The organism is Terrabacter koreensis (assembly GCF_054783315.1).
Genome location: NZ_BAAGQU010000015.1, coordinates 99131 through 121646 on the forward strand (window position 1 = coordinate 99131; position 22516 = coordinate 121646).

At 70.9% G+C, this 22516-nt stretch carries 20 protein-coding genes; 13 read left to right on the plus strand and 7 right to left on the minus strand.

The window, feature by feature from the left end; genetic code table 11:
• Nucleotides 1-2 precede the first annotated feature (2 nt).
• Complete coding sequence (locus tag ACYVNR_RS21440; protein WP_461050954.1) at nucleotides 3-1415, minus strand: tyrosine-protein kinase domain-containing protein; 1413 nt, start codon at nucleotides 1413-1415, stop codon at nucleotides 3-5.
• 126 nt (nucleotides 1416-1541) lie between these two features.
• Between ACYVNR_RS21440 and ACYVNR_RS21445 the strand changes: the two genes are divergently transcribed.
• The 7 genes from ACYVNR_RS21445 to ACYVNR_RS21475 are packed head-to-tail and all read left to right on the plus strand — an operon-like array spanning nucleotide 1542 to nucleotide 9253.
• Nucleotides 1542-3545, plus strand: a complete 2004-nt coding sequence (locus ACYVNR_RS21445) for a glycosyltransferase (RefSeq protein WP_461050955.1) — start codon at nucleotides 1542-1544, stop codon at nucleotides 3543-3545.
• The gene (locus tag ACYVNR_RS21450) at nucleotides 3542-4897 is read left to right on the plus strand and encodes an O-antigen ligase family protein (protein WP_461050957.1); all 1356 of its coding nucleotides are present in this window, start codon (nucleotides 3542-3544) and stop codon (nucleotides 4895-4897) included. Before ACYVNR_RS21445 ends, ACYVNR_RS21450 begins: the two co-directional genes overlap by 4 nt.
• On the plus strand, nucleotides 4894-6048 hold the full coding sequence (locus ACYVNR_RS21455; protein ID WP_461050959.1) for a glycosyltransferase family 4 protein: 1155 nt from the start codon (nucleotides 4894-4896) through the stop codon (nucleotides 6046-6048). The genes ACYVNR_RS21450 and ACYVNR_RS21455 overlap by 4 nt, the downstream gene beginning before the upstream one ends.
• Nucleotides 6045-7064, plus strand: a complete 1020-nt coding sequence (locus tag ACYVNR_RS21460) for a glycosyltransferase family 4 protein (RefSeq protein WP_461050961.1) — start codon at nucleotides 6045-6047, stop codon at nucleotides 7062-7064. Before ACYVNR_RS21455 ends, ACYVNR_RS21460 begins: the two co-directional genes overlap by 4 nt.
• A 1-nt stretch (nucleotide 7065) precedes the next feature.
• The gene (locus ACYVNR_RS21465) at nucleotides 7066-8226 is read left to right on the plus strand and encodes a glycosyltransferase (RefSeq protein WP_461050963.1); all 1161 of its coding nucleotides are present in this window, start codon (nucleotides 7066-7068) and stop codon (nucleotides 8224-8226) included.
• Complete coding sequence (locus ACYVNR_RS21470; RefSeq protein ID WP_461050965.1) at nucleotides 8223-8978, plus strand: hypothetical protein; 756 nt, start codon at nucleotides 8223-8225, stop codon at nucleotides 8976-8978. Before ACYVNR_RS21465 ends, ACYVNR_RS21470 begins: the two co-directional genes overlap by 4 nt.
• Nucleotides 8975-9253 (plus strand): hypothetical protein, encoded by a 279-nt coding sequence (locus ACYVNR_RS21475; RefSeq protein WP_461050967.1) that lies wholly within the window; start codon nucleotides 8975-8977, stop codon nucleotides 9251-9253. The genes ACYVNR_RS21470 and ACYVNR_RS21475 overlap by 4 nt, the downstream gene beginning before the upstream one ends.
• Here ACYVNR_RS21475 and ACYVNR_RS21480 read toward each other — a convergent pair.
• Entirely contained in the window at nucleotides 9224-10261 is a 1038-nt protein-coding gene (locus ACYVNR_RS21480) for a MauE/DoxX family redox-associated membrane protein (protein WP_461050969.1), read from the minus strand. The two genes, ACYVNR_RS21475 and ACYVNR_RS21480, sit on opposite strands and share 30 nt — an antisense overlap.
• 231 nt (nucleotides 10262-10492) lie before the next feature.
• Between ACYVNR_RS21480 and ACYVNR_RS21485 the strand changes: the two genes are divergently transcribed.
• From ACYVNR_RS21485 to trpS, 3 genes are all read left to right on the plus strand, one after another.
• Nucleotides 10493-11038, plus strand: coding sequence for a hypothetical protein (locus ACYVNR_RS21485; RefSeq protein ID WP_461050971.1), 546 nt, complete (start codon nucleotides 10493-10495; stop codon nucleotides 11036-11038).
• Between the two features lie 82 nt (nucleotides 11039-11120).
• The gene (locus ACYVNR_RS21490; protein ID WP_461050973.1) at nucleotides 11121-11945 is read left to right on the plus strand and encodes an exodeoxyribonuclease III; all 825 of its coding nucleotides are present in this window, start codon (nucleotides 11121-11123) and stop codon (nucleotides 11943-11945) included.
• Between the two features lie 42 nt (nucleotides 11946-11987).
• A complete protein-coding gene (gene trpS / locus ACYVNR_RS21495) occupies nucleotides 11988-13034 on the plus strand; it encodes a tryptophan--tRNA ligase (protein WP_461050975.1) in 1047 nt (348 codons plus the stop codon).
• Between the two features lie 3 nt (nucleotides 13035-13037).
• On the opposite strand, the gene ACYVNR_RS21500 is transcribed toward trpS, so the two are convergent.
• Together ACYVNR_RS21500 and ACYVNR_RS21505 are read right to left on the minus strand one after the other, a co-directional pair.
• Entirely contained in the window at nucleotides 13038-14264 is a 1227-nt protein-coding gene (locus ACYVNR_RS21500) for a glycosyltransferase family 4 protein (RefSeq protein ID WP_461050977.1), read from the minus strand.
• A complete protein-coding gene (locus ACYVNR_RS21505; protein WP_461050979.1) occupies nucleotides 14261-15457 on the minus strand; it encodes a glycosyltransferase family 4 protein in 1197 nt (398 codons plus the stop codon). The genes ACYVNR_RS21500 and ACYVNR_RS21505 overlap by 4 nt, the downstream gene beginning before the upstream one ends.
• A gap of 139 nt (nucleotides 15458-15596) precedes the next feature.
• Here ACYVNR_RS21505 and ACYVNR_RS21510 point away from each other — a divergent pair, with 139 nt between their 5' ends.
• From ACYVNR_RS21510 to ACYVNR_RS21520, 3 genes are read left to right on the plus strand one after another with little or no spacing between them, the layout of a single operon-like run.
• On the plus strand, nucleotides 15597-16127 hold the full coding sequence (locus ACYVNR_RS21510) for a 2'-5' RNA ligase family protein (protein WP_461050981.1): 531 nt from the start codon (nucleotides 15597-15599) through the stop codon (nucleotides 16125-16127).
• Nucleotides 16128-16130: 3 nt separating this feature from the next.
• A complete protein-coding gene (locus ACYVNR_RS21515; protein WP_461050983.1) occupies nucleotides 16131-17201 on the plus strand; it encodes a YihY/virulence factor BrkB family protein in 1071 nt (356 codons plus the stop codon).
• Between the two features lie 46 nt (nucleotides 17202-17247).
• The gene (locus ACYVNR_RS21520) at nucleotides 17248-18090 is read left to right on the plus strand and encodes a class I SAM-dependent methyltransferase (RefSeq protein ID WP_461050985.1); all 843 of its coding nucleotides are present in this window, start codon (nucleotides 17248-17250) and stop codon (nucleotides 18088-18090) included.
• Between the two features lie 23 nt (nucleotides 18091-18113).
• On the opposite strand, the gene ACYVNR_RS21525 is transcribed toward ACYVNR_RS21520, so the two are convergent.
• The 3 genes from ACYVNR_RS21525 to ACYVNR_RS21535 form a co-directional block, all read right to left on the minus strand.
• Nucleotides 18114-19637, minus strand: coding sequence for a D-alanyl-D-alanine carboxypeptidase family protein (locus tag ACYVNR_RS21525; protein ID WP_461050987.1), 1524 nt, complete (start codon nucleotides 19635-19637; stop codon nucleotides 18114-18116).
• 96 nt (nucleotides 19638-19733) lie between these two features.
• Nucleotides 19734-20480, minus strand: coding sequence for a succinate dehydrogenase/fumarate reductase iron-sulfur subunit (locus tag ACYVNR_RS21530; protein WP_045187721.1), 747 nt, complete (start codon nucleotides 20478-20480; stop codon nucleotides 19734-19736).
• Nucleotides 20481-20491: 11 nt separating this feature from the next.
• Nucleotides 20492-22513 carry a fumarate reductase/succinate dehydrogenase flavoprotein subunit gene (locus tag ACYVNR_RS21535; RefSeq protein ID WP_045187411.1) on the minus strand — a complete coding sequence of 674 codons (2022 nt, stop codon included), beginning with the start codon at nucleotides 22511-22513 and terminating at the stop codon, nucleotides 20492-20494.
• Nucleotides 22514-22516: the final 3 nt, after the last annotated feature.

A 22516-nucleotide genomic window follows, 5' to 3' on the forward strand; every position in this document is an offset into this window, starting at 1 on the left:
TTTCAGGCGTGCTTGCCCTCGCGGCGACGCTGCCGGCGCTCTCGCCTGTTGGGCTTGTGCTCGGCCTCGGGAGCCAGTCCGTAGTAGCCGTAACGGTGGGCGATCGACGACCCGGCCGACACCATGTTGAGGGCGAAGCCTGCAACGGGTGCGTCGACCGTCTCGAGCGACTGCACGGCGCTCGCGAGGTCGCGCTTCCTCGTTCGCTCCGCACCGACCACCATGATGAGCCCGTGGGTGAGCTTGTTGATGAGCACCGCGTCGACGACCGGGACCACTGGCGGGCTGTCGACGAGGATGAAGTCGAAGTCGTGCGACAGCTTGCCGAACAGCGCCTCCATCGGCTCGGAGCCCAGCAGCTCGCTCGGATTGGGCGGCACCGGCCCGGCCGGGAGCACGTGGAGCGAGGTCTCGCGCCAGCGCTGGATGACGTCGTCGGGGTCGGCCTGGCCGAGCAGCAGCGTCGTGAGACCGAACGAGCCGTCGAGGCCCATGGTGCGCGCCACGGAAGGGTTGCGCAGGTCACCGTCGATGAGCAGCACCTTGGACGACGCGTCGGCCATGGCGAGAGCCAGGTTGATCGTGGTCGTCGTCTTGCCCTCGCCCGGCACCGAGGACGTCACGACGAACGAGTGTCCCCCGGTCGTGACGTCGACGAAGAGGATGTTGGTGCGCAGCCGCCGGATGGACTCGGCATGCCGGCCATGGGGGTCGGTCTCGACGGACAGCAGGCCGTCCTTCACCGACTTCACGATGGGGAGGTCGCCGAGGATCGGCCGGTTCGAGATGGCCTTGATGTCGTCGGCCGTGCGGACCTTGGTGTCGAGGGTGTGGCGCAGCAGCGCGAGCCCGATGCCGAGTGCCAGACCCAGCAGCCCGCCGAGAGCGAGGTTCCGCTTCGCGTTGGGCGAGGTCGGATCACCGGGGACCGACGCCGGGACGATGGTGTCGGCCTCGACCGACTGTCCGTTGGAGGCCAGCAGCGGCGAGAACTTCTTGGCGACGTCGGCGAGCACGGGACCCGCCTCGGTGGCGACGCGCGCCACCAGCTGGGGGTCGCCACCCGTCGCGGTGATGGTCATCATGTTGGACGTCTGGGAGACCTCGCCCGAGACCGACAGCGGGGTGCCCGGCGCAAGACCGAGGCGGGCGCGCAGGGGATCCATCACCGAGGGTGACGTCAGGACGTCGAGGTACGTCGCGAGGTCAGCGGCCGACACGGCATACGTGGTGACCTCGTTGCCGCTCCCCGCTGTGGGCGGCTGCGTCGCGCGCAGGTAGATCTTGGCGCTGGCCGTGTAGACGGCAGGGGTCAGCATCGTCTGGACAGCCGTCGCGGCAACCACGACGAGCAGGCTCAGCGCGATGATCCGCCACCGAGCCCCCAGCACGCTGAGGAACTCTCGAAACGTCATTGACCCCCCCGGCCAACTCCACGGTACGTAGGCGCATCCTCCCATATCATCCAAATGGTTGTGCCGAGTCCGAGACATCGGCCGGGGGCAGTGAGAGCGGGGTGGGGGGTCATGTGGGCTCTGCGAGTGAGCCACAGTGCGGTCGTCGACGCGTGGCGTGAGCGCGAGCGTGCACTGCGCCGCGCTGGGCACCGGGTCGAGCTGGTGTCGGCCGCGTCGTGGACGGAAGGCGGGCGTCAGGTTCGTCTCGAGCCCAGAGACGATGAAAACGTCTCCGCCGCAAAGACTTTCGGCTCGCACCCGGCTCTCTTCGTCTACGATCCCAGACCCCTGTGGCGGGCTCTCGGTCGACCCGTCGACGTCATCGACATCCACGAGGAGCCGTACGCCCTGGCGACCGCGGAGGTGCTGGCCCTGCGGTGGCTGCGTCGCCAGCGCGCTCCCTACGTCCTCTATTCCGCCCAGAACCTCGACAAGCGGCACCCGCTGCCCTTCCGCTGGCTCGAGCGCGCAGCCCTGCGCCACGCCGGCGGCGTCAACGTGTGCAACGACGCGGCCGGCCGCATCGTCGAGCGCAAGGGCTTCCCGGGGCGGGCCCGCACCATCGACCTCGGCACCGACCTCAACCTGTTCACTCCGTCGCCGACCGCGCACGCCGGCTCGCCGGACGACGCGCCCGTCGTCGGCTTCGCCGGTCGTCTCGACCACGCCAAGGGTGCCGACGTGCTGCTTCGGGCGGTCGCACTCCAGGGCGACCTGCGCTGTCGCCTGGCGGGTGACGGGCCCGACCGTCGGCGGCTGGAAGAGCTCGCGGTGACGCTCGGGGTGTCCGACCGCGTCGAGTTCGTCGGTGCCCTGGAACCGGGCCGGCTAGCCGACTTCTACCGTTCCCTCGACGTGCTCGCCGTCCCGTCCCTCACCACGCCTTCTTGGGTCGAGCAGTTCGGCAGGGTCGCGATCGAGGCGATGGCCTGCGGTGTCCCCGTCGTGGTCAGTGACAGCGGGGCTCTCCCGGACGTCGTCGGCGACGCGGCGGTCGTGGTCGCGGAGGGGGACGAGGCGGCGCTCGCCAAGGCCCTCGCCGCGATCGTCCGTGACCCTGACGTTGCACGCCACCTGCGTGAGGCAGGACTCGCTCGGGCGGCTGCGACCTCGTGGGACGTCGTGGCCGCCAGGCACGAAGACGTCTACCGCGCCGCGACGAAGACGTGGGACACGCCCGCGGTCGTGCCCGGCACCCACGAGCGGCCCCTCGAGGTCGTCGTCGTCGCGTACGGCCAGCCCGAGCTGCTGGCAAGCGCCCTCGAGCCGCTGAGCGACATGCCGGTCACCGTCGTCGACAACTCGTCCTCGGCCGAGGTCCGGGCTGTGGTCGAGGCGTCAGGGGCGCGCTACATGGACCCTCAGCGCAACGGCGGCTTCGCGGCCGGTGTGAACGAGGGACTGCGCCACGTGGACCCGCGCGCGGACGTGCTCCTCGTGAATCCCGACGCGGTCGTGCTTCCCGAGCACGTCGACCGACTGCGCACGGCGTTGCTGTCCGCCCCGGACCTGGCCAGCGTCGGCCCGTCGCAGGTTGACACGACCGGAGAGTCGTCGCGGGTCGAGTGGCCGTTCCCGGCACCGCTGGCCACATGGGTCGATGCGCTGGGCCTCGGTCGTCTGCGCAGGAACCGCTACGTGATCGGTTCGGTGCTGCTCCTGCGACGCGAGGCGATCGAGCACGTCGGTGCTTTCGACGACGACCGGTTCTTCCTCTATGCCGAGGAGACGGACTGGGCCTACCGCGCCACCTTGCTGGGGTGGAGGCACGCCCTCGTGCCGGACGCGCACGCCATGCACGTGGGTGCGGCGACGAGCACCGACCCGACACGTCGCGAGGGGTACTTCCACGCGGCGCAGGAGATCTACCTGCGCAAGCACCACGGCGCCCTCGGGTGGCAGGTGAGCCGAGCCGGACAGCTCGCCGGCTCGGCGGTGCGGGCCGTCGCGGGCGGTCGCGAGCGCCGTCGGGCGGCCCGGGACCGCCTGCGTCTCTACAGCCGAGGGCCGGCGGCCTCCGAGGTCCGACCTGCCGACTGGACCCGCAAGCCGCGCGAGCTGTCGTCTGAACGTGCGAGCGTCCCGTGACGGACGTCGTGCTGCACCGGCTCCGTGACCTGACCAGTCGGGAGGCGCTCGTCCGGGTCGGGCTAGTCGTCGCCGGTGCGGGCCTCCTGCTCGTCGTCGGTCGCCTGGCGGCCGACCAGCCGAGTGCGGCCGTCGTCATCACGGCCGCGGTGCTCGCGGTCGGCGTCACCGCCGTGCACCCCGGTCTCATCCCTCTCGCGGTGCTGCCCATCCTTCTGGTCGTGCTGAGGGTCGGAGGCGGTGGCGTGGACCTGTCGCTCTCGGACTTCGCGCTGGCCGCGGCAACCTTGCCGGCTCTCTTCCTCGCCCGCCGCCCGTTCTCACCCGGGCTCCGGGCGGTGCTGTGGGCGTCGGCCGTCTACCAGTTCGCGACTCTCGCGACAGTGGTCAACAACCCGTATGCCGCCAACGCGATCGAGTGGGCCCACACCTGGCTGCTCGTCTCCGGGTCGCTTCTCGTGGGCTGGGCGGTCGGCGCGAACGGCCGCGCGCGCACCGGGGTGCGGCTGCTTCTCGGCACCATCGCCGTGCTGGCCCTGATCACGGTCGTCGAAGGTGTCGTCCACTTCGCCCAGGGTGACTTCCAGCCCGTCTACCCCTCCTTCCCCTACGGCATGCACAAGAACTTCGCGGGCACCGTCTGCGCGCTCGGCACCGTCATCGCCTGCGCCCGTCCCTCGTGGGTGGGACTGACCAGGCGAGCCGCGTACTCCCTGATGGGCCTCACGTTCCTCGCCGTGCTCTTCACGCAGTCCCGCCAGGCCGTGCTGGGGGCGGTGGCCGGCGTCTTCCTGCTCGTGCTGCGCTCCGACGGCGAGCGCAAGCGACCCAAGCTGTTGCTCCTGCTCTTCGGCCCCTTCGTCCTCTTCGTCACCAACCTCGTGCAGGACCAGCTCCAGTCCGACAACAGGTTCAACTCGGTGCTGCAGCGGCTCACCTGGTTCCAGGACTCCATGACCGTGTGGCAGACCGACCCGTGGTTCGGAGTGGGCCTGCGCTGGTGGTACACCGACCGGTTCGACTTCCGGTTCCAGCCCCCGAACGCCGAGATCGAGGTGCTCACCTCGGCGGGGGTCCTCGGGCTGGCGGCCTTCGTCGCGCTGATGATCGTGTCCGTCGGAGTGGCGAGGCGCCTCGACCCGACCTTCGGTTCGCTCGCTCTGGCCGTGTTGGTCTCGCGTCTCGTCCAGGGGCAGTTCGACCTCTTCTGGGCCGCCGTCATGGGCTCCCTGCCGTTCGTCGTGCTCGGTATCTGCCTCGGCGCCAAGGCGCACGCCGACCGGTCGGCAGACGCGACCAGGCCCGGTGATGCTGTCGAGACCGCTCGGCGCCGGGCGGTGACGACCTCGTGACCACCGTCGTCCAGATCACTCCCGAGATCGGCCCCGGAACAGGGGTCGGCGCTGTGGCCTTCCACCTCGAGCAGGAGTGGCGCAGGGCCGGCATCGACGTCCGTCGGTTCACGCTCCGCGAGGCCGGAGGGGCGTGGCTGCCGACGGCCGGCGGGGGAGTCGCCGGTCGGCTGGCGCTGCTCGCCCGTGTGGTGTGGTTCTCGACGGTGGGCACCCACCGAGCCCGCAGGTATCTTCGCGACCACCCGGACCAGCTGTCCGTCTGCCACAACGATGCCCTCGCCGGCGACGTCTACGTCAACCACGGCCTCGTCCAGGCGGCGATGCGCGCGCGCGGCCACTACTGGCTGCGTATGGTGCGCAACCCGCTGCACCTCTTCACGACGGCGCGCGACCGTCGGCGGTACTCGGGCGCAGGTCGGCACCGGCTCGTCGTCAACCTCGTGAACGAGGAGGAACGCCTGCTGCGCAGGACCTACCCGGGGCTGGCCTTGCCCACCGTGGTCATCGGCAACGGCGTCGACGTGGAGCGGTTCAGTCCCCCCACGGCTGCCGAGCGCGAGAAGGCCCGTACGGCGCTTGGACTGTCAGCGGAGGGCCGGATGGTTCTCTTCATCGGCAACGAGTTCGGCCGCAAGGGCCTCCCAGCCCTCGTGGAGGCACTCGAGCTGCTCGGGCCAGAGGTCCAGCTGGTCGTCGTCGGCGGCACCCCCGAGCTCGTGGCTGCGGAAGCATCCCGGCCGCCGGCACAGCGCCTCGGTGGGCGGCTGCGCTTCGTCGGGGCCCACGCCGACCCGCGACCGTGGTTGCATTCAGCCGACGTGCTCGCGATGCCGAGCGCGTACGAGTCCTACGGCCTCGTCGTGCTCGAGGCGCTCGCCTGCGGGGTGCCGGTCGTCGCGACCCGGACCGGCTGCGTCCCCGACGTCGTCACGGACGGTGTCAACGGTGCTGTCGTCGGCGGTGGACCGGCCGACCTTGCCGCCGGTCTCCGTCGGGTGCTCGACCTCGACCCCGAGGTGTCGCGACCTGCCGCTCGTGCCAGCGCGGAGTCCCACGCATGGTCCGAGGTCGCCCGCCGCTACCTCGAGGTGCTGTCAGAGGCGCGCGCGGTGCGGACGGTCCCCAGCGGGGGTGGAGCCGTCCGATGAGGATCCTGCACGCGGTTCGCTCCGACGCCTTCGCCGGAGTGGAGAGCCATGTCGCGCGCTTGGCTCGTGCCCAGGCCGAGGCCGGTGACGACGTGCACGTCGTCGGCGGCGACCCGGCGCGCATGAGGACTGCAGTGGGCCCGCGGGTGCGGGTCACGTCTGCGAGCACTGTGACGCAGGTGCTCACCGCTGTCCGAACGTGGGCGCCGACGTCTGACATCGTGCACGCGCACATGACGGCTGCTGAGATCGCTTGTGCCACAGCACTTCTCGGGATCTCCACGCCGCTAGTGGTCACCAGGCACTTCGCTCGTGACCGCGGCAGCAACCCGCTGTCGACGTGGGCAGCCGACGGTGCGGCACAGCGGGTCGACGCGCAGATAGCCATCAGCCACTACGTCTCGCGCGCCATCGCAGGCACGAGCGTCGTCATCCACCCCGGGGTGGACTCGACGAGCACGACGCGCACCGCGGGTGAGCGCGAGCGCGTGGTGCTGTTGGCCCAGCGGCTCGAACCCGAGAAGGAGGGCGGCGTCGCGCTACGTGCCTTCGCGCGCTCGGGCCTCGCCCGTGACGGCTGGCGTCTGGACGTCGCGGGCGACGGAGCCGAACGCACCCGGCTCGCCGCTCTGGCCGGCGAGCTGGGCATCGGCGCGTCGACGCGCTTCCTGGGTCATCGCAGTGACGTCGCTTCGCTCATGGAGGGCGCGGCCGTCCTCCTCGCTCCCTGCCGGATCGAGGGCCTCGGCCTCACCGTGCTCGAGTCGATGGCCTCGGCTCTGCCGGTGGTCGCGGTGGGTGCCGGCGGCCACCTCGAGACCGTCGGCAGCGTTCCCGACGCAGCGCTGCACCCGCCGGGTGACGTCGACCGTGCCGCCCGGCTGCTCGCTGACCTCGTGTTGAACCCGTGCCGCCGCGATGCGTACGCCGCCAGCCTGCAGCGAGCCCAACGGGCCGCGTTCACGCCCGCGCACCAAGCCCGCGAGACCGCCGCCGTCTATGAGTCGGTGGTCTGACGTGGAGATCGTCGTGGCCTCGCTGGAGGCGTGGGACGGCGTCTGGCGCCGCAACCAGCACCTGGTGACGGGTCTGCTGCGCCGCGACCCCTCCCTGCGCGTGCTGTTCGTCGAACCCGCATCGGATCCTCTGCACGCCGCGCTGGGCGAGGGCGAGGCGCGACTCGGACGTGGCCTGCGCGCGGCGCCCGCGGTCGAGGGAGTCGCGCCGGACGCGCTCTGGCTGTTCGAACCGACGAAGTGGCTGCCCCGCCGCGTCGACCGGCGCGTCGACGAGCGCTGGGCGCGTCAGGTGCTCAAGGCCGCACGAACGCAAGGGATGACCGAGCCGTTGCTCTGGGTCAACGACCCGACGGGGGCGCTCCTCCTGGAGGCGACCTCATGGCCCGCGCTCTACGACGTCACCGACGACTGGACGCTCGCCGAGCGCGCCCCGGCCGAGACCCAGCGGGTCAAGGCACAGGAGGCGGTGCTGCTTCGACGCTGCGACGAGGTGGTCGTGTGCTCGCCCGCGCTGGCACGGAGCAAGGGGGCCGAACGCCCGGTGACGCTGGTGCCGAACGGCGTCGACACGGCGGCGTACGCGACGGTCCGAGAACGCCCTGCGGACCTTCCCGAGGGTCGCGTGGCCGTCTACGTCGGGACGCTCCACGACGACCGGCTCGACCTCGATCTGTGCGTGGATGCTGCCCGGGCGCTCGCTGGGCTCGGTCGTCTCGTCCTCGTGGGCCCGGATGCCCTGTCGGGGAGCCAGCACTCACGGCTCGCCGACGCCGGGGTGGTGCTCCTCGGTCCTCGTGCGAGCGAGGAGGTGCCCGCCTACCTGCAGCACGCTGACGTCCTAGTCGTCCCGCACGTCGTGACGCCGTTCACCGACAGCCTCGACCCGATCAAGCTCTACGAGTACCAGGCGGCGCGTCGCCCCGTCCTCTCCACCGCGGTGGCCGGGTTCCGCGACGTCGCCGACGAGCTGGTCGAGGTCGTCGCGCAAGAGCGCTTCCCGGCGGCCTTGGTGGACGCGCTCGACGCGCCGAAGGGCCGTCCCTGTGGGGTCGCGTCGTCGTCGTCGCCGGTCGAGCGTCTGGCGGGCGTCGACTGGGCACGACGCGTCGAGCAGGTCGCGGACGTGCTGGGCAGGCTCGCCAGCGGGGTGACCCGATGAGCGTTGCGACGGTCACCGTTCGCGCGCTGGACGTGCTCGTGAGCATCGCAGTCGACGATGCCCGGCTGGTGCCGTCGATCGAGGACGCGTGGCACCTCTGCACGGTCGAGAGTGGACCGGCGGACGTCGAGGTCGCCGTGCCTGACCACGACGGATCGCCCGACTCCGTCGCACGGAGCCTGCAGCTGCTGACCCAGTGGGTCACGCTGGCGGCGATCGGCGCCCGCGCCGGGCGCGACGTCATGTTCCACGCGGGCGGTCTCAGCGACCCGACCACCGGGGCGTCGATGGTCTACGTCGCGCCGGGTGGCACCGGCAAGACGACCGTCACCACGACGCTGGGTCACGGACGCGGGTATCTCTCCGACGAGACCATCGCCGTCGGAACCGACGGCACGATCGTCTGCTATCCGAAGCCCTTGTCCGTACGCCGCTCCGAGGGCGCGATCAAGGACGAGACGGCGCCCGGGGCCATGCGGCTCACGCCCGCCTGCGCCACGCCCTGGATCGCCGGGCTCGTCGCGCTGCGAAGGGACCTCGCGCCGGGTGCGCCGGTCGACGTCGTCGACGTTCCCCTGCTCGACGCGCTCGTCATGCTCGCACCTGAGACGTCGTCCCTCGCGCGCCTCGAGCGCCCCCTGCGCCGGCTGGCCGACGTCGTCGAGATGGCTGGAGGCCTCAGCGTCGTGCACTTCGCGGACGCGGCCCAGCTCGAACCGCTCGTCGGCGAGGTCCTCAGGAGGTCGCGATGAAGGACGTGACGGTGACGGCCACCGCGGTCGTCGACGAGCTCGTCGCCGACGACGGCGCCGTGGTCCTCGTCGACGCGGGTGGCCAGCACCGGGTGCTGCGGCTCTCCGCCATGGGGCAGGCCGTCCGCGAGCTCGCCCTCTCGGGAGTGCCGCTGAGCCGCCTGACCGGCGAGCTCGTGGAGCGGTTCGGTGCTGCTGGCGACAACCCGGCTGACGCGGTGGCGACGCTGGTGCGCGAGCTGGAGTCAGCCGGGCTCGTACGCGTGGACGGGTGACGGCTCGCCCGTCGACCCGTGCAGCTCCGTGTCGATCTCCGCGATGAACTCGCGGATCGCCGCGTCACCGATCACCGGCCCTCCGGCCAGGAGACCGTCCGCGCCCAGGAGCACAGCCGTCGGGGTCATCCCGTAGCCCAGCGAGCGCGAGACGTGGAACGGAGCGTCGTGCAGCGACTGCGGCTCGGTGGTGGAGGTGAGCCCGCTCTCGGCGGGCGGAGCGGTGACGAGCACCCGGACGTCGACCTCCGGAAGGTCCTCACGCCAGGTGGGGATCGAACGGATGACCTCGACGCAGCCGCCGCACGCCTCGGACACCTCGAGCAGCAGCACGGCCCGTTCGGCGCTGAGCTCGCGGAGGGTCGCCGTCGAACCATCGGCCAAGGTCACGGGCACGTCGGGGGTGCGGCTCCGGACGTAGTCGAGCTCGGGGGCTGCGTCGGTCGCCGCGCTCGTCGCCGAGGGTTGGGTCGCGGTCGCGGTGGCGGTCGCCGGGCTGCCGGGTAGGACGAGCACCGCCGTCACCGACGCTGAGGCAACACCGAACACCCACCACCACGCGCCGGAGGCTGCGACGACGCTCCACGCGGGGCGGCCGTCGAGCACCGCCGTGGCCAGGCCCGTCACCGCGAGCAGGCTGAGCCACACGTTCCGCCACAGGGTCATGAGCGTCACCGGCGCCGAGCGGCGCGCCCCGAAGCAACTGCACTCCACCGGGCCGGGCCGACGCAGCGCGACGGCCACGAGGGCGGCATACGCAAGCATCAGCGCGAGCACGAGGGCGGATGCCACGACCCGGGCGACACCACCGGTCAACACCACGGCGGCAGCGAGGACGATCTCGACACAGGGGTGTGCGACGGCGAGGGCCGGTCTCTGCAGCGCCTCCGGCACACCGAGATCGCGCCATCCGGTCAGTCGGTCGCGGTCACCGAGCTTGCCGACGCCGCTGAGGACAAGGACGCCAGCCAGCAGTGTGGGGACGACGACGACGAGGGCATCCGGCACGTCGCGAGTCTAACGAGCGGCCACGTCCAGCACCTGAAATCGACGGAGCGACGGCACCTCGCATGTCCGCGAACTTTTCGGGGCACTCCGGGACATACCACCGCAAGACGACGTCTCTTTTGTCCAGACCTGTTTATTCGCAGGGGGATTCCCCCATTCGCGGCCCTTGGGAAGCGATACAGTTCGAGAGTCTCGGGGGGTACTGAGACACACTTTCGTGGGGGGAACCACATGACTCAAACCGATAGCAGTGCTGCGCCCGGAGTCCGCCGCCGCGCGGTCGTCAAGGGTGCCGCTTGGGCAACGCCGGCGGTGATGGTGGCTGCGGCTGCCCCAACGGCCGCTGCCTCCGCACCGATCATCCCGTCGTTCACGCCGGGGACGTTCTGCAAGCACCCGGGCGAGCCGAAGTACTACCACGCGGTCTTCTGCTTCCAGAACACGACGCTGTCTCCCATCGTCGTGACGTTGGGGACGCTGAGCGTGGGCAGCACCTCGAAGCCCGCCTTCGTCTCGGTGAACGGAGCACAGACCAACAGCTTCACGGTCGGGGCCAAGACCAACATCTGCATGTATGTCGACGCCGGCCTGTTCGACAACAGCGCGAACGGCGGCGCGATCCTGACCTTCTCGTACCCGTTCGGCGGCACGACGCAGACCGGGTCGATCTCCGGCGGCACCATCGCCGACACGAACCTCAACCCCTGCGGTACGGGTAACGGGGCCGTGGCGGACCAGCCGAAGGACAACCCGCCGCACGCGACATCGGGTCCCTGAGGCCTCACGACCGCCGAGACGCGCCCCGCCCAGCCGGTGGGGCGCGTCTCGCTGCCTCCTCAGGCTCCTGCACAATCGGCGCATGCGTCTCGTCACGGTCAACGTCAACGGCATCCGGGCCGCCGCCAGGCGGGGCATGGTGCAGTGGCTCGCGCAGGCGCAGCCCGACGTGCTGACGCTGCAGGAGGTGCGAGCCGACGACGTCGAGCTCGGCAAGGTGCTGGCTGACGCAGGCCTCGCCCACTGGTCGGTGGCGCACACCGAGGGCGCTGCCAAGGGCAGGGCCGGGGTCGCCGTGGTCTCCCGCGACCCGCACACAGCCGTCCGGGTCGGCATCGACGGCGAGTTCGCCGACGACGGCCGGTGGGTGGAGGCCGACCTCGCGACCGATGCCGGGCCGCTCACGGTCGTGTCGGCGTACGTCCACACCGGCGAGGCCGACACCGACCGTCAGGTCGTGAAGTACGCCTTCCTCGACGCCATGACGCGCCGCCTCCACCGGGCCGCCGCGGACGGTGCGGCCATGGTCGTCACCGGCGACCTCAACATCGCGCACCGCGAGGCCGACCTCAAGAACTGGAAGGGCAACCTCAGGAAGAGCGGCTTCCTGCCCGACGAGCGTGCCTACCTCGACCGCTGGTTCGAGGCCGACGCGTGGGTCGACGTGCAGCGGCGCCACGCGGGCGACGTCGCCGGCCCGTACTCGTGGTGGTCGTGGCGGGGCAAGGCGTTCGACAACGACGCCGGCTGGCGCATCGACTACCAGATCGCGAGCCGGCGGCTCGCCGCGACGGCGCGGCACGCGTACGTCGACCGCGCCCCCACGTATGCCGAGCGGTGGAGCGACCATGCGCCGGTCGTCGCCGACTACGACCTCACCGCGCTCGAGAGCCACGCGACCGCCTGATCGCCCGACGGGGACGAGGTCGGTTGGGGGCCCAGTCGCCGAATGGGCCAGAATGCAGCCATGTCCTCGACGCCCTCCCTCCCGACCGCCACGCCTCGCAGCCTCTCGGGCATGCAGCCGACGAGCGACTCGCTCCACCTCGGCAACTACATCGGCGCGCTGGTCGAGTGGGTCAAGCTGCAGGAGACCCACGACGCGTTCTACTTCGTCGCCGACCTGCACGCCCTGACCGTCGCGCCCGACCCCCAGGTGCTGCGCGAGCGCACCCGTATCACGGCCGCGCAGTTCATCGCCGGCGGTGTCGACCCGGCCCGCTCGACGCTCTTCGTCCAGAGCCACATCGCCCAGCACACCGAGCTCTACTGGGTGCTCGGCACGCTCACCGGCTTCGGCGAGGCGAGCCGCATGACGCAGTTCAAGGACAAGTCCGCCAAGGGCACCAACACCAACGTCGGGCTCTTCGCCTACCCCGTGCTGCAGGCCGCCGACATCCTCATCTACGACGCCAACGTCGTGCCGGTCGGCGAGGACCAGCGCCAGCACCTCGAGCTGTCGCGCAACCTGGCAGGCCGCTTCAACCAGCGTTTCGGCGAGACGCTCGTCGTGCCCGAGCCGCACATCATGAAGGCCACGGCCAAGATCCAGGACCTGCAGGAGCCGACGGCGAAGATGAGCAAGTCCGCGGCGTCCGACGCAGGCCTCGTCAGCCTGCTCGACGAGCCGTCGCGCATCGCGAAGAAGATCCGTTCCGCCGTCACCGACGCCGAGCGCGAGATCCGCTTCGACGAGGAGAACAAGCCCGGCATCTCCAACCTGCTCTCCATCCACTCCGCGCTCTCGGGCACCCCGGTGGCGATCCTCGAGGAGCAGTACGACGGCAAGGGCTACGGCGACCTCAAGAAGGACGTCGCCGAGGTCGTCGTGGAGGCGGTGACGCCTTTCCGCGAGCGCACGCTTGCCCTGATGTCGGACCGGGCTGAGCTCGACCGCATCCTCGCCGACGGCGCCGAGAAGGCCCGCGAGGTTGCCGAGGCGACGGTGCGTCGTGTGTACGACAAGGTGGGGCTGCTGCCGTCGTCGGCGCGCTGATCGTCAGCGAACGCGCACTGGACGCCCACCCGAGGGCGTTCCCAGGGCTCGGTCGTAGGAGCGTCTGAGGGCGGGCGCCTGAGTCTCGGACGAGTATGCCGCCGTGAAGCGCCGCGTTGCCGAGGCTCGGGCACGGGCGTGGACCTCGGGTTCGAGCAGATCGCGCGTGGCGGCAGCGATGCCGGCTACGTCGCCGAGACGGCAGACGCGGCCCGCGCCGTCCCGAGCAAGCTCCGGAAGCGCTCGGTACTCGGACACCACGAGCGGGATCCCAAGGGCCAGCGCCTCCATCGGCGCATACGGCAGCCCGTCGAAGTGCGACGGGTGGAGCAGGACGTCGATGGTGGGCAGCAGGGACGTCAGGAGCTCGGAGCGGGGTACGAAGGGACGCCAGTCGACCCCGTCCGGGAGGGTGAGGCGGGGCGGAGTCTCGCTGCCGACGATGACGAGCTCGAGGTCCGGACGCTCCAGACGCAGGATCTCGAACGCGGCGAGCACGTCGGGTCCGCCCTTGGCGTTGAAGTCCTTGGCGATGAACCCGAGCCGTCGCGGCACCTGACCGGCCGATCGAGCGGGAGCGGTGGTCGGCGGCTCGACGTAGTTGGGCACGACGTCGATGCGGGTGCTGTCGACGCCACGGTCGCGCATCCAGGAACGCAGGTGCTCGGAGAAGGCGATGAACCTGCGGGCGCGGCCGAGGCGACGGGCGTGCAGGGTCGCATCGAGGATCGTGGCCAGTCCGGTGTCGAGCTGGTTCGCGCGCCTCACTCGGTCGGGCGACCATCCCCAGGCGTCGGCATAGACCCACTCGAGCGGTCCGGCAGCGCTCATCACGACCGGCGGCGAGGCGCCGACGAACCTCGTGTTGAAGACGTGGACGTGCACGAGGTCGAACGCGTCGGGATCGGCCTCCATGACGCGGATCGGCTCGCGGAAGGCCCTACCTGTCGACCGGACTCCCGACTCGACCTTTCGCAGGGCCGCGGCGCCGAGTCCGCGGAGCAGGGGGCCCGCCCGGTGTCGTCCTGCCGCTGCGGCAAGCTCGGAACGGGAACCGATCTCGCGCAGGGTGCCGTCGCGTGCCGCGCTGTCGTAGGTGGTGTACTCGACGCCGGGAGGCGGGTTGGCCAGCAGCTGTTCGGTGTACGTGACGTCCCCCGAGTGCGGGTCCCGGGTGGGCACGGCGCTCATCAGCAGCACCCGGAGGCGGCCCGGCGGTACTGCCGTCACGCGGCACCGACGGTGTGCTGACCGAGGGATGCCAGCAGCGAGCGGTGGCTGTTGCTCCAGGTGAACCGGCGAGCACGGTCCACGGCAGGCTGGCGACCGGCGACGACGTCGCCGCGCTCGAGCGTCGTCAGTGCGCCGACCCAGCCAGCGACGGTGGGTGGCACGAGTCGGCCCGCATCGCCGAGCACCTCGGGAAGGGCGCCTGCGTCGTTGGCGAGCACGTACGCGCCGGAGGCCATCGCCTCGAGGGGCACCATGCCGAAGGGCTCCGCCACGGACGGCACCGCGACGACGTCGGCCCACCGGTAGAGGCCCGCAACTGCCTCCTGCGGCTGGTAGGGCTCGAACGTGACCGGGCCGGCCACTCGCCCAGCGAGCCCACGCAGGTGCTCCTCGAAGGCGGACCTCTCCTGGGTCTCGCGCAGCTCCGAGCTGCCGACGATGCGCGTCTCGAAGCGCGAGGCGTGTCGGCCCATCGCGCCGAGTGCCTGAAGCAGCAGGTCCACGCCCTTGTGTGGTGCGACCTGGCCGACGTACAGCAGCCGCAGGGGCACCCCCGGGCGCTGTCGACCCGGGTCGTCCGTGAGCGACTCGACATCCGGGTGGAAGCGAGTGGTGTCGGCCCCGTTGTGCACCCAGGCCACCTTGCGGGCATCGACCCAGGCACGGCGTCGGACACCGTCGGCCATGAACTTGCTGACGCCGACCACCAGGTCCGCGTGGTGGAGCAGCCGGCTCAGCTCGGGTCGTAGCACCGACGAGGAGATCGCGTTGTGCACGTGCAGCGCGATCCGTGTCGAGGGGGGCAGCATGCGCCGGAGGAGGGGCAGCGCCGTGACGGCGTAGTGGCCTTCGTGGAGCAGCACCCAGTCCGGCTTGACCTGTGCGACGGCCTCACCGGCCGGCTCGAACAGCCTCGCGGCGTACGGCCGTTCGCGCAGCAGGGCGCCCATGGCCCAGTCCCGGCGGTACTCCGCCTCTGTGAAGTGGGTCCTCGGGCAGTTGCGGGTGTAGTCGACGGGCACCATTTCCGCGTCGGGGTAGGTGGCCTCCCGGTTGTGTGAGGTGATCACGGTCGAGCGCCCACCGGCCAGCGCGTGCTCACGCGTCAGGGCGCGCACGACGTGCGCGACCGAGCTCCCGTCGCCGGCCAGCGGCATCGGGATGTGGGCGAGGTGAGGGAGCGAGGGCATCGGCGCCAGAGTATCCGCGGCTCGTGCGGTCTTCCGTCGGACGACGGAAATGCCCGTGGGCCTACGCAACCACCGCTCCACGGTGAAGCCACAGGACCCACGCCACTCGACCACGGGAGAGTTCGGTACGGTCGGGGTCGTGAGTGTTGCGCGCCCCACGACGATCGGTGTCTCCATCCCGATCCCGGCTCCGCACGGTGACTACCTGCAGGAACGCCGGGCCGACTTCGGCGACCCGCAGGCGCGCAAGATCCCGGCCCACATCACCCTGCTGCCGCCGACCGAGGTCGACGAGGAGGCGTATGCCGCCTTCCGCCGTCATTGCGACGAGGTGGCCGCCTCGCACGAGTCCTTCGACGTCGTGCTGCGTGGCACGGGGACGTTCCGCCCGCTGTCGGACGTCGTGTTCATCCAGGTCGCGCGTGGCGTCTCGAACTGCGAGTCGCTCGAGGTGTCGCTCCGATCCGGACCCGTGAGCCGCGACCTCGACTTCTACTACCACCCCCACGTCACGGTGGCCCACAACGTGACGCCCCAGGCCATGGACCGCGCCTTCGAAGAGCTGGCCGACTACGCGATCGCTTTCACGGTCGACGCCTTTCATCTCTACGAGCAGGGTACGGACGAGGTGTGGCGCCCCGTCCACACCTTCGAGCTCACAGGAGGCTGACCCGTGCCGGCCAGGCTGACGCGCATCATCGACCGGCTCAAGTCCACCCGCGCGTACTCCGCCTGGCAGCGCTACGGCGACGCCAACGGTGACCTGCTCGCGGCGGGTGTCGGCTACTTCGCCTTCTTCTCGGTCTTCCCCGCCCTGGCTCTCGCGTTCGCGATCTTCGGCTTCGTGCTGCAGGGACGTCCCGACCTCGTCGACACGATCGCCGAGTCGCTCAACGGTCTGCTGCCCGGCATGGTGAAGACGCCCAGCCACCCCGACGGCGTCATCAGCGTCGCAGCACCGGCGAGCCTCACGCTGACGGTCACCGGCCTCGTCTCGTTCGTGACGTTGCTGCTCGCGGGGCTCGGCTGGGTCGGGGCGCTGCGCACCGGCATACGCGGCGTCTTCGGCCTCGAGGCCTCCACCGGCAACGCGGTGCGCACGAAGGCGCACGACCTCTACGTGCTCGTGACCCTCGGGCTGGCGATCGCCGTCTCCGCGATCCTCACGAGCGTCATCGGCGGCCTCGCTGAGCGCGTCGCAGGTTGGGTCGGCCTCGACGGCAACGGCCTGCTCATCGGCGCGGTGGGCCTGCTGCTGGGGGTCGCCTTCGACTTCGTCATCCTCGTGGTCCTGCTGCGGATGCTCTCGGGCGTGCCGCTGCCGATGCACAAGGTCCGCCAGGGCGCGCTGCTCGGAGCGGTGATCCTCACCGTGCTCAAGCTCTTCGGCGGGTTCCTCATCGGTCGCGCGAGCGCCAACCCCCTGCTGGGCGCCGTCGCGGTGGCCGTCGGACTGCTGTTCTGGCTCAACCTCATGTCGAAGGTCGTGCTGCTGTCGGCCTCGTGGTCGGCCGACGACGTCGACCTGTCTCGGCTCGACGACGAGACCGTCCAGCCGGAGGCTGCCCCGCCAGATGCGAGCGCCACGGTTGCGGCTGCCCCGGTGGCCCGCGCCGACGCTGCCGGTCGGACGACCGGCCGGCCGACCCGGGCGACCGATCGAGTGAGCGTGGTGGCGGGTGTCGTCGTGGGAGTCGCGTCCGCTCTCGGCGTCAAGGGGGTCCGGGCCGCGCTCAGACGCTGAGTCGGATTCCGGCCACATCGGGCGTGGCAGTACATACGATGCGCTCGTGGATGCCTGCCCCTTGTGCCAGGGCGAGGCGCGTAGGACGCGGCTCGCCAAGACCTCCGACCGACCGTACCGGGTCGTGCGCTGCACGCGGTGCGGCACGGCGACCGTCCTGCCCCGTCCCAGCGAGCAGGACCTCGCCGACTTCTACGGCGCCTCCTACTTCTCGGCCGACACCGGCTTCGGATACGGCGACTACGACGGCGAGAGCTGGGCTGGGGCGCAAGCAGTGCGGGCCTGGGACGAGCTGCAGGTCTGGGCGCCGGAGGTGGCTGACGTGCCGGTTCGGCGCATCCTCGACGTGGGGGCCGCCACGGGAGAGTTCGCACTCCGCGCCGAGCGGGACGGCTGGGAGGCGGTAGCGTGCGAGGTCGGTGACACGGCACGCGAGTCAGCCGCTGAGAAGGGCCTGAGGACGGTGACGACCATCTCCGAGGCTGCTGGTCCCTTCGGAGTGATCAGCATGTACCACGTGCTCGAGCACCTCATCGACCCTCTCCAGGCGCTCGCCGACGCAAGACGGGCCATCGACACCGGGGGAGTGCTGGTCATCGAGATCCCGCAGTGGAACAGCGCGGGCAGGATCGTTCGCGGCTCGGACTGGGCCCAGTTCCGGCCGCCGGAGCACATCAACTTCTTCAGCAGGCGCAGTCTGGCCAAGGCACTGCGCCACACTGGTTGGGACGTCGCCCGGAGTTCGACGCCCTACCCGCACTCGGCAGAGCTCGCCCTCGATGCGGCCAGGAAGGGCAGGGTTCGCGAGGCGGCCGCGCACGCCGGCCGTCACCTGCTGGGTTCTTCCGGGCTCGGCGGCTATCTGCGCACCGTGGCTCGCCCCGTCTGACCGCACCAGCGTGACCGCTGCTGTCAGGCGCGTCGCCGTCGGCGCAGCACGACGCCGAGCAGCACCGCCGCCGTGGTGACGACAAGCCCCGCGGCGCTGACGACGACGAGCGACAGCGTGCGGTCCTGTGCCGTCTCCGGCGTCGGCGCGGCCGCGACCGGCGCCGGGGTGCCGGAGGTCACGGCGCCTCCCGTCGTGGAGGCCCCGTCCGTGGCGCCGGCAGAGCCGTCGGCCCCGTCGGTGGGCAGGGGCGGCACCGTCGCGGCGGGCGTCGGTGCTGATGCCTCGCCGGGCTCGACCAACCGCCCGACCGGTGTCACGCGGTCGGCGTTCGCGAAGCCCCAGTCGAGCAGTGCCGCGGTCGGCTTCCACGAGCCGGTGACGCTGCCCATCTGCGAGACGACCAGGGTGCGGCCACCACGGGTCGCGGCGCCGATGAACGTGTGCTGGGCCCGGTCGGTGCGACCCGGTTTGATGCCGATGGCGCCCGGGTAGTGCGTCAGCAGGTCGTTGATGTTGTAGACGTGGAAGGCCGGCCACACCTTGCCGTGCTTGTCCTTGCCGCCGGGGAAGACGGTGTCGCGCTTGGTGATGGCGGTCCGGAAGGCAGGCAGGCGCATCGCGTCACGTCCGATGAGCGCGAGGTCGTAGGCGCTCGAGCGCTGCCCACCGTCGTCGAGCCCGCTCGGGTCGACGGTGAGCGTGTCGTGGGCGCCGATCTCGGCCGCCTTGGCGTTCATCAGCTCGACCGTGCGCTCATAGCCGCCGGCGGCGTCGGCGAGCGCATAGACGGCGTCGTTGGCCGAGAACATGAGCATCGCGTCGACGAGGCTCGTGACGGGGTAGCGGTTTCCGGCGAGGATGCCCACGCGGGTGCCGGCCGCCGACTGGGCGTCCTCGCTCGCGACGACGACGCCGCGCGGGTTCAGCACGGGCAGGAGGGTGAGGGCCGTGAGGGCCTTGAGGGTGCTCGCCGGCCGCAGCCAGGCGTGCGGCGACTTGGCGGCGAGGATCTCGCCCGAGTCGAGGTCGGCCAGCACGTACGAGACGTCGTAGACCTCGGGGGGCGCGACGACGGAGGCGGGTCGGTCCACGACGACACCGGTGTCGCCGAGCCGTGATCCGCCTACCACGGTCTCCGGCTCCCACGCCGCATGGGGGAACGGGGTGGGCGCGGCGTTGCGGCAGACCACGCGTGGCTTGGCGGGCTTGGCCGTCTTCGTGGCCGCCTTGGCGCCGGAGCCTGAGGTCGCCGCGGGCTTGGGTGCCGGTGCCGGCGTGCCGAGCTCGTCACTGGGGAAGACACGGGGTTTGAGCACGACTCCCGGCGGCACGGTCGTGGTCGTCTGCCAGGGCGCGCACGTGGGGGCGGCCTGCGGCAGCACCATCGGCTGGGACCCGGCAGCAGCGCGGGGGAGCGGTGACGCCGATGCGGACGAGACGGCATACGGCGTGGTCACCGCGAGCGTCAGGCCGACGGCAGCCAGCGCTGCGCCCGCGACGGGGGTCGTCCACGGGCGACGTCGGGCACGTTCTTGGGGCGTCATCGCCGAGAAAGACTAACCCGCCCCGGTGGTCCGGGGCGGGCTGGTCAGGCGATGCGGGGTGTCGACGGGTGCGTCGACGAGCCGTCGAGATCGACGTCAGTCGCCGTGGCGCGTCAGCGCGTGGCGCAGGTCGCGGTTGAGCTGGTTGATGACGTCCATCGGGATCTCCTTCGGGCACGCCGCGGAGCACTCACCGATGTTGGTGCAGCCGCCGAAGCCCTCGGCGTCGTGCTGCTCGACCATGCTCACCACGCGGGCGTCACGCTCGGGCTGGCCCTGCGGCAGCTCACCGAGGTGCGTGATCTTCGCACCCATGAAGAGCATGCCGGACGCGTTCGGGCAGGCCGCGACGCAGGCACCACAGCCGATGCAGGCGGCCGCCATGAACGCGCGGTCGGCCTTCGGCTTCGGCACCGGCACCGAGTGCGCCTCGGGGGCGGCGCCCGTGTTGGCGCTGATGAAGCCACCGGCGGCGATGATGCGGTCGAACGCGCCGCGGTCGACGACGAGGTCCTTGATCACCGGGAACGCGTCGGCGCGCCACGGCTCGACGGTGATCTCGTCGCCGTCGGAGAAGCTGCGCATGTGCAGCTGGCAGGTCGTCGTCACCTCGGGGCCGTGCGCCTTGCCCGAGATCATCAGGCCGCACATGCCGCAGATGCCCTCGCGGCAGTCGGAGTCGAACGCGATCGGCTCCTCGCCGCGGGCGTTGAGCTGCTCGTTGAGCACGTCGAGCATCTCGAGGAACGACATGTCCGGGGAGATGTCGCTGACCTTGTACGTCACCATCTCGCCGCGGGCGTTCGCGCTGGCCTGGCGCCAGATCTTGAGGGTGAGGTTCATGCTGGTGTCGCTCACTTGTAGCTCCGCTGCTTCATCTCGATGGCTTCGTAGACCAGGTCTTCCTTGTGCAGCACGGCGGGGCTGCCGTCGCCGCCGAACTCCCACGCGGCGACGTAGGCGAACTCGTCGTCGTGGCGCAGCGCCTCGCCGTCCTCGGTCTGGCTCTCGGCGCGGAAGTGACCACCACAGGACTCGCGGCGGTGCAGCGCGTCGATGCACATGAGCTCGCCCAGCTCGAGGAAGTCGGCGACGCGGCCGGCCTTCTCGAGGCTCTGGTTGAGGGTGTCGGCGGCGCCGAGCACCTTGACGTTGCGCCAGAACTCGTCACGCAGGCCGCGGATGAGGTCGATCGCCTTGAGCAGCCCCTCCTCGGAGCGCTCCATGCCGCAGTACTCCCACATAATGTTGCCGAGCTCCTTGTGGAAGGAGTCGACCGAACGGTCACCGTTGATCGACAGCAGCTTCTGCACGCGGGCGTCGACGGAGGCCTTCGCCTCGACGACGTCGGGGTGCGAGTCGGGCAGCTTCTCGAACGGGCCCTTCGCGAGGTAGTCGCGGATCGTGTGCGGCAGCACGAAGTAGCCGTCGGCGAGCCCCTGCATGAGGGCCGAGGCCCCGAGGCGGTTGGCGCCGTGGTCACTGAAGTTCGCCTCGCCCGCCACGAAGAGGCCGGGGATCGTGCTCTGCAGGTCGTAGTCGACCCACAGGCCACCCATCGTGTAGTGGACCGCGGGGTAGATGCGCATCGGCACCTCGTACGGGTTCTCGCCCGTGATCCGCTGGTACATGTCGAGGAGGTTGCCGTACTTCTCGGCGACGGCCTCGGCGCTCATGCGCTTGAGGGCGTCGGTGAAGTCGAGGTAGACGCCCCTGCGGAAGTCGCCGACCTTCGGGCCGACGCCGCGACCCTCGTCGCAGACGTTCTTGGCCTGGCGGCTGGCGATGTCGCGGGGGACGAGGTTGCCGAAGCTCGGGTAGATCCGCTCCAGGTAGTAGTCGCGGTCCTCCTCGGGGATCTCGCGCGGGTCCTTCTCGCAGTCCTCGGCCTTCTTCGGGACCCAGATGCGACCGTCGTTGCGCAGCGACTCCGACATCAGGGTCAGCTTGCTCTGGTGGTCACCGGAGACCGGGATGCAGGTCGGGTGGATCTGCGTGTAGCAGGGGTTCGCGAAGTACGCGCCCTTGCGGTGGGCGCGCCAGGTCGCCGTGACGTTGGAGCCCATCGCGTTGGTCGACAGGTAGAAGACGTTGCCGTAGCCACCGCTCGCGAGCACGACGGCGTCGGCGAGGTGCGTCTCGACCTCACCGGTGACGAGGTCGCGGGCGATGATTCCGCGCGCCTTGCCGTCGGCGACGATCACCTCGAGCATCTCGTGACGGCTGAACATCTCGACCGTGCCGGCGGCGACCTGGCGCTCGAGGGCCTGGTAGGCGCCGATCAGCAGCTGCTGGCCCGTCTGGCCGCGGGCGTAGAAGGTGCGCGAGACCTGGACGCCGCCGAAGCTGCGGTTGTCGAGCAGGCCGCCGTACTCGCGGGCGAACGGGACACCCTGGGCGACGCACTGGTCGATGATGTTCGTGCTGACCTCGGCGAGGCGGTAGACGTTCGTCTCGCGCGAGCGGTAGTCGCCGCCCTTCACGGTGTCGTAGAAGAGACGGAACGTCGAGTCGCCGTCCTCCTTGTAGTTCTTGGCGGCGTTGATGCCACCCTGCGCGGCGATGGAGTGCGCGCGGCGCGGGGAGTCCTGGTAGCAGAAGGACTTCACCTGGTAGCCGGCCTCACCGAGCGTGGCCGCGGCGGCGCCACCGGCCAGGCCGGTGCCGACGATGATGACCGAGAGCTTGCGGCGGTTGGCCGGGTTGACGAGGCCCGACTCGAACTTGCGGGTGCTCCACTTGTCCTGGATCGGGCCGGCCGGGGCCTTGGTGTCGTGGAGGGGCTCGCCCTCGGTGTAGAGGCCGTGGACGATGCCGGCGTTGGGGGCAGCCTGCGTGGCCGCGCCGCCGGAGGTGGTGGCGTTGGTGTCAGTCATCGG